The sequence below is a fragment of the Microcoleus sp. T3_D1 genome, assembly GCF_036700405.1.
GTDB lineage: Bacteria > Cyanobacteriota > Cyanobacteriia > Cyanobacteriales > Microcoleaceae > Microcoleus.
Genome location: NZ_JAUBOV010000152.1, coordinates 1 through 7,146 on the forward strand (window position 1 = coordinate 1; position 7,146 = coordinate 7,146).

A 7,146-nucleotide genomic window follows, 5' to 3' on the forward strand; every position below is an offset into this window, starting at 1 on the left:
GAAGCTAAGTGTCGCTTTTCCCCAAAAGCGGCGCACCTTATCATACTTTTGTATATTTGCAAAATCGGGATGCTCCCCTGGGCATCTGTACCTTTGGTCGGATACAATTTTTTTCAAAAAATTAACAACTTAGTTGATACAACCCTCGTTACCCATATTAGAAATAAACCAGCTCTAGAAAAACATCCGGAATACGAAAAAATTTTCTATCTAGAAGAAGGTAACTTAACCAAACAATATTATAAAATACTCGCCTAAATTACGGCAAATGGACGAGTAAATTGGCCTCTTTATAATGCCTTGATCTACCCAATTTATGAAGAATTTAATCAGCAAGTCTATCAAAAATTTAAAGGGAAAATCCTCAACGGAGATTATGACATAGTTCATGCAATTACCCCGATGATGCCGCGATATCCGTTTAAGGTAGTCAGTGTGTGTCCGCAGACTCCTTTTATTCTAGGGCCTGTGAATGGGGGCATTCCATTTCCACCAGGCTTTCAAGAAACGGCAAGACAAGAATTTGCTCAATTCAACTTTTTGAGAGCAGTTGGTCGAGCATTAATTCCAGGCTATGTAGAAACTTACAAAAAAGCCGACAAAATCCTAGCAGGTTCCACCTATACTTTAAATTTGCTAAAGGATTTGTTTGCACTCCCTGACCAAAAAATTGATTTGTTCTACGAAAATGGCATTTCCGAGGAATTTTTAAGTCAGACAAGTATCCCCAAGAAAGATGTCAACCATATCAATTTGCTTTTTGTGGGCAGATTAGTGCCTTACAAATGCGCCGATGTTGTCATAGAGTCTATTGGGAAATTAGCCCCGGCAATTCAAAGCAAAATACGCTTAACAATCGTAGGAGATGGCTCGGCAAGAAATAACTTGGAAAACCGAGTCAAGGAACTTAATTTTGCCGAAATAGTAAGCTTTGCAGGATGGGTAAATCAATCTGAAACTCTGGATTATTACAGGAAAGCCGATATTTTTTGTTTCCCTTCGATCCGAGAGTTTGGCGCGCCGTGGTAATGGAAGCTATGGCTTACGGACTTCCCTGCATAGTTGCCAATAACGGGGATATTGGTGAATACGTGAATGAAGAAACTGGTTTTAAGATAGAGCCGATTTCTAGAGAGTATCTCACCCAGGAGTTGACAAGTAAAATTAAGATGTTGGTAGAAGATGCTCGGCTGCGGGAAAGTATGTCAGCTAAGGCGATGGAAAAAGCCAGAGAATTTGCGTGGGAAAACAAAGCCCTAAAAATCGTCGAGATTTACGAAAAAATGCTCGGTGAGAAAAGTGTTAGTGCATCGACATAGTAGAGCGATATTGTTGAGTTAAAAATTAGAAAGCAGCTAGGAAATGAAGAAAAAATTGGATACTTCATTCCACAATCTTCAGGAGAAACACACATTTTTTACGGGCGGGAGCGACAATTTATTGCAAAACTTGGAAGTGAAACAGATTTAGTATCAACTCAACCGCCCCCAGGGCGATCGCTTCTCACGTATGGGCAGAAGAAGCTATAAAAAATACTGTTTATCTATTTCCCTTGGCTGCGAAAGATTTTATTAACTCATTCGTAGAGGTTCTCAAAGCTGGTCCGGCTGCATGGTGGCAGTGCCTCGCAGTTATTGCCAAAGCGAGAGATACATCATTATCTCAAAAGGTTCGGCTATTGGCATTGGTTTTTGTTGCTGGCAAACTAGCAGGGTTAACAAAAACAAAAGGTTGGTCGCACATCCACGTTCATTCCTGTGCCAATGCCGCCAGCATAGCCTTATTTAACTCAATTCTTACAGGCTGTACTTACAGTATGACTCTTCACGGGCCAACTCTAGAAGTGTACGGGCCAAATCAGGAACAAAAGTGGAAAAATGCTGCTTTGGCGATCGTCATATCTCAACTGCTTCTCAATGATGTCAAACATAAATTAGCGAACTTTCTTCCCAAACAATTAGCTGTTGCTCCAATGGGAATTAATTTTGCAGAAATTAAATGCAGCAGCTCTTACACGCCTTAGCAAGAAGGAAGTCCGTGGAAGATTTTTGCTGGCGGTCGCCTCAACCCGGTGAAAGGTCACAAATACTTGATTGAGACGGTATAATTGCTGCGAAATCGGGGATTTGAGGTGAGGCTGCCAATTGCAGGCGAGGATGAACAAGGGGGCAGCGGATATCACCAATATCTACAAAAAATGATTGAATATAAATCGATGTCCGAATGCGTGCAGCTACTTGGGGCTGTATCGGAACAGGCAATTCGCCAAGGTCTATAAGCAGCTCACGTTTTCGCTTTGGCAAGTTTGAATCAAGGAGTTCCGTTTGCTGTGATGGAAGCAATGGCGATGCAAGTGCCGGCGGTAGTTACTAGTGTAGGCGGAACTTCTGAGCTAGTAGATGACGGCGCGGATGCTATATTAGTCCAATCAGAAAAACTCGAAGAAATGGCAGATGCGATCGCCAATCTCCTCCAAAATCTAGAACTTGCTTTGAGCCTCAGTCAGGAATCCGGAAAAAAATCATGGCTAAATTTAGCCACGGCCTCCGTGCAGAAACTTGGAATAACTAACCCGTCTTAGTTATTCCAAAGAACAAATTTAATCTAAGATTACATAAATCCAGTTGGGCCCAAAAGAAGTTATGCGAATTCTAATTGTTGCTCAGAATGCCTCAACTAAATTCGGCGGCGAGGCATTGCTGCCGCTGAACTACTTCAGGATACTTCGCTCGCGCCAAATAGAGACATGGTTAGTGGTGCACGCGCGCACCCAGGCAGAACTCACCGCGCTGTTTCCAGAAGAGCGCGATCGAATGCACTTTGTACCCGACACTTGGCTGCACCGGCTGCTTAACAATTGCGGGCGATTTATCCCTGCAAGAGTGAATGAATTTACTTTTGGGCTGCTCTCTCACCTGTACACCCAAGTGCTACAGCGTCGTATTGTCCGGCTGCTGGTGAGCGAACACGAGATTGATATTGTACACGAACCGACACCAGTCTCGGCAACAGTTCCTTCGTTGATGTTCGGATTGGGAGTGCCGGTAGTTATCGGGCCGATGAACACGTCGGTTAAATTTCCTCTGGCTTTTCGATCGCGCCAAAATCCTACGATTGATATTTTAATCGAGATCGGTCACCAGTTCGTCGATTTCTTCAATCGTCTTTTTCCCGGTAAAATCAAAGCCGAGACGCTGTTAGTGGCAAACGATCGCACGAAGCAGGCACTTCCATCAGGAGTGGGCGGTAAAATTATTGAACTTGTGGAAAACGGCGTGGATTTCTCGGTGTGGCGATCGGACTCTAGCTTATCAAGAGCCGCGACTGGGCAGGTTCATTTTATATTTTTAGGCAGGCTGATCGACTGGAAAGCTGTAGATTTGATGCTGGAAGCCTTCACGCCCGTCGTGGCTCAAACTGATGCAGTCTTGGAAATCATCGGTGATGGGGACATCCGAGGGGAACTCGAAGCTCAAACAGCTCGTTTAGGCATCGACAGCAGCGTTGTATTTAGTGGCTGGCTGTCTCAGGAGGAGTGCGCTCTCAAAATGCAACAAGCTGATGCAATGGTTTTCCCCAGTTTGCGGGAGCCTGGGGGGGCTGTGGTGATGGAGGCAATGGCAGTGGGCTTGCCCGTCATAGCAACGAACTGGGGCGGCCCTGCAGATTATCTGAATTCCACTTGCGGTATTTTAGTAGAACCCGCTTCCAGAGAAGGCTTTGTCAAGGGACTGACAGATGCGATGATCAAGCTCGCTCATTCACCAGAATTGCGGCAGAGTATGGGTTGTGCGGGACGGGAACGAGTCGGGCAGCATTTTGATTGGGAACGCAAAGTCGATCGAATACTTGAAATTTATCAACAAACGATCGACGATTGCCCCAAGCATTAGGTAGGCGACCATTAAAGCATAAAGCAGCAGCTTTCAGGTTGAAAGCTGCTGCTTGGGGGTGCTAAAAAAGTATGTGGCGGCCCAAAGACCCCCCTCTACATCCTAGCGATATAAAAACGGGTTAACCCGTTTGTTTGGTTAACCCGCGAGCTTGGAAATTTGCAGATCAATTAGTTTTGCACTACCAGCTTAACGTTGGCATTTTGCAAACCGCGCTGCTTGACTGCGGCCAAGGTCTTGTTAACTGCGTACTTCTGGTTGATGGAGTTGATTAACTCAGTTTGATTGTGCTTTTTGGCGACACCCCAGAGGTCGGCAATCAGGTCAAAGGAACCATCGCTATTGCGAGACCAACCCAGGTCATATTCGCCTTCCAGAATCGCCACGATGTCGGAGCGAACGCGCTGACCGTTATAGCCACGAACATCAGCTTCTGACTTGACTGAAATGCCCAAGTCGCGCAGGGAAGCTTTCAAGATTTCGGCATCGGTGATTTTGGTACGCAGTGTGCTAAAGTGAGACATTGGATTTCCTCCTAATACAACTGAGAGAGAAACAACAACGGTCTGGATTTAACGGTGCCGCTTGGCGGCTCTTGAATCGAACTGCTAGCTGTTGCTAGCCTTTGCTCCTGTTTGGACCAGGAGAAAGCTTTTAGAATTCCATTCGCTGGTATTCAGCGACGGAAGACGCAGCGGGCCGTGCACGCTGTCTCGCCCAATCTCGCAGGGCGGTGACCTGTTCGGTCATTGTTTTAGACAGTGGCATTGTGGATTTAATGGCCGCGATGATGTCTAGCTGCGTAAACTCTCGATCTTGAGCGAAGGCTTCGTACATTGCGGCTACTAGCGCTTGCTCAATCTCTGCACCTGAAAAGCCCTCGGAAACATTGGAAAGTTGCTCTAAATCGAAGCGAGTAATTTCCCGACGGCGCTTTGACAGGTGAATCTTAAATATATCTTGGCGTTCTTCTTTGGTAGGCAGATCAACAAAGAAGAGTTCGTCAAATCGGCCTTTCCTCAAGAATTCTCCCGGCAACCGCTCGATTCGGTTTGCTGTTGCCATTACGAAGACTGGGGAAGTCTTTTCTTGCATCCAAGTGAGGAAGGAACCGAAAATCCGGCTGGAGGTGCCTCCGTCTGAGTCGGCAGAACCAGTGCCTCCTGCAAAGGCTTTGTCTAGTTCGTCGATGAAGAGGAGGGCTGGAGAGATCGATTCTGCGGTTTTGAGGGCATTGCGGAGGTTGGCTTCCGATCGACCCACCATCGAGCCGTCGTAGACTCTACCCATATCTAGCCTCAGCAGGGGCAGTCCCCAGAGGCGGGAGGTGGTCTTAGCAATCAGCGATTTTCCGCATCCGGGTACGCCGAGAATTAACATCCCTTTTGGTTGGGGCAGACCGTATTCTCTCGCCCTTTCTGTAAAGGCGTTGGAACGCTGTCTCAGCCACCGCTTCAGCTCTTCTAAACCGCCGACTGCATCCAGGGTTTCGTCTTCTTCAATGAACTCTAGAATGCCGTTGCGCCGAATTAATTGCTTTTTCTCCGAAAGAACTATGTCTACTTCTTCTTCTGTGAGGCGCCCAGTCGAAACTTGGGCTTTGCGATAAACTTTTTCAGCTTCGTCCTTGGTCAATCCCAAGGCTGCTTTTAAAAGTTTTTCTCGCCCTTCTGTGGTAATGCGTCGCGATTTCGTTTGCTCCAACTGACCAGACAATACTTGGTTTAGTTCCTTCATGTCTGGCAACGCGAAGTCTAATACCACTACTTCCTTTTCTAGCTCGATCGGAATTTGCTGCAAAGGAGACATCAGTATAATTGTCTTTTGCGTTCCTTTGAAGTTGGCGATCGCATCGCGCAACCACCTCGTTACCGGAGGAGAATCTATAAAAGGATGCAAATCTTTGAAAATGTAGATGCTAGCGTTACTGTTGGGTTCTCGCTGCCTGATCACCCACTCAATTGCTGCCTCTGGCGAGACGGTGTTGTGTTGGGTGGTGGTGCGGGGTTGACCATACTCCACAATGCCGTGAGTTACAGTCCAGATAAATACTCGTCGCTGTGGTTTCGCTTGAGCTATTGTCGAAATTGCTTGCTCACACCGCTCTTCCTCGGATGTCACGAGGTAGATCAGAGGATATTGAGCTTGGATTAGAATACTGATCTCTTCTTGCATATTCCTCGACCCACTAGAGACGGTGCTATCTTTGCTGAATCTCAATGCTGCCATTAGCCCTCTTACTGAAATGTTCAGTTTTAGCTTTTTGGGGAAGCAAGGCATTCTTAGCAGGGAACCAATTCTTCCTCTCCCGGTTTGGCCGTGCTGGCACTGACGCCCGACACCTGCTTTACTGGAAGATCCTGTTCACCCAATACGCTCGGCTGACTTGTTACGGATGCCAGTTCTCCATCTCGCATTACTACTGAACCCGTGCATTCTGGACAGTTGTATACCCGATGGGTTTGTCCGTAGGAGGCTTCTACTTCGTCAACCAGTTCGGGATTTCCTAGGTAGAAGACAATTGCCCTTTCTGCAATTGATGACATCGGTTCAGTTTCGACTGCGGCTCGGATTTTGAGCTGGCGATGCAGTTCTGGTGGAAGATACAATGTAACTTTTTGCTTTTCTTGCATATGACAGTGAATTGACTTACCCGGGTATGTATATCAGATTAGCCGCTTAATTCTTTGCTGTCAAGCCTCTATGCTGCTTTAGCGTCATCTTGTAATATTTCGTTACATTTGAGGTAATTCTGGGGCAGTTAACAACGAAAAACTTAGGGGTGTAGCTGATGAGGCCGAAGTGCAGCGGCAGGTATGGATAGCGTCAATCGATTTTAGATTTTAGATTTTAGATTTTAGAGGCGACCCCACGGATAAATGCGGGGGCTTGAGGATTTTTGATTTGAGATTTTGGATTGATTCCACGGATAAATCACGTGGCGGGTACCACCTTTGAAATTCCTGGTCAAGGACGATCGACCAACTATAAATATCAACAATAGATATAGCCTTTCTCAGTAACATGAGGTGCTCATAGGCCTCCGTGGGCATAGGGCATAGGCCTCCGTGGGCATAGGGCATAGGCATAGGACAAAGCCCCCATACCTCACAACGCGATCGAACCGCTATATATAGGAGTAGGGCCAACAAATTCTTTGAGTCGCCATCTGTGGTAAGGTTGATTAACAGTAAGACTTTTTCTGACATTTGCTAACAATCACTTACATTTGCCTTCTTGTCTTCATGTCATA

8 protein-coding genes and 1 pseudogene are annotated in these 7,146 nt (G+C 46.3%); 6 read left to right on the forward strand and 3 right to left on the reverse strand.

The window, feature by feature from the left end:
- The 6 genes and pseudogenes from QT992_RS32590 to QT992_RS32615 all read left to right on the forward strand — a co-directional run.
- Window positions 1-258, forward strand: a pseudogene (locus QT992_RS32590) (hypothetical protein); the annotation flags it as partial.
- Window positions 259-300: 42 nt separating this feature from the next.
- A complete protein-coding gene (locus tag QT992_RS32595) occupies window positions 301-1,029 on the forward strand; it encodes a glycosyltransferase family 4 protein (protein WP_333342915.1) in 729 nt (242 codons plus the stop codon).
- On the forward strand, window positions 1,023-1,319 hold the full coding sequence (locus tag QT992_RS32600) for a glycosyltransferase (protein ID WP_333322055.1): 297 nt from the start codon (window positions 1,023-1,025) through the stop codon (window positions 1,317-1,319). The genes QT992_RS32595 and QT992_RS32600 overlap by 7 nt, the downstream gene beginning before the upstream one ends.
- A 233-nt stretch (window positions 1,320-1,552) precedes the next feature.
- Window positions 1,553-2,023, forward strand: coding sequence for a hypothetical protein (locus QT992_RS32605; protein ID WP_333322054.1), 471 nt, complete (start codon window positions 1,553-1,555; stop codon window positions 2,021-2,023).
- Between the two features lie 282 nt (window positions 2,024-2,305).
- The gene (locus tag QT992_RS32610; protein WP_333322053.1) at window positions 2,306-2,581 is read left to right on the forward strand and encodes a glycosyltransferase; all 276 of its coding nucleotides are present in this window, start codon (window positions 2,306-2,308) and stop codon (window positions 2,579-2,581) included.
- 61 nt (window positions 2,582-2,642) lie between these two features.
- Window positions 2,643-3,893, forward strand: a complete 1,251-nt coding sequence (locus QT992_RS32615) for a glycosyltransferase family 4 protein (protein ID WP_333322052.1) — start codon at window positions 2,643-2,645, stop codon at window positions 3,891-3,893.
- 170 nt (window positions 3,894-4,063) lie between these two features.
- Here QT992_RS32615 and QT992_RS32620 read toward each other — a convergent pair whose 3' ends face one another.
- From QT992_RS32620 to QT992_RS32630, 3 genes are all read right to left on the reverse strand, one after another.
- A complete protein-coding gene (locus QT992_RS32620) occupies window positions 4,064-4,417 on the reverse strand; it encodes a DUF1257 domain-containing protein (RefSeq protein WP_006635781.1) in 354 nt (117 codons plus the stop codon).
- A gap of 130 nt (window positions 4,418-4,547) precedes the next feature.
- Window positions 4,548-6,068, reverse strand: coding sequence for a stress-responsive protein Ycf46 (gene ycf46, locus QT992_RS32625; RefSeq protein WP_333227465.1), 1,521 nt, complete (start codon window positions 6,066-6,068; stop codon window positions 4,548-4,550).
- A 107-nt stretch (window positions 6,069-6,175) separates the two neighbouring features.
- A complete protein-coding gene (locus tag QT992_RS32630) occupies window positions 6,176-6,526 on the reverse strand; it encodes a hypothetical protein (RefSeq protein ID WP_333322050.1) in 351 nt (116 codons plus the stop codon).
- Window positions 6,527-7,146: the final 620 nt, after the last annotated feature.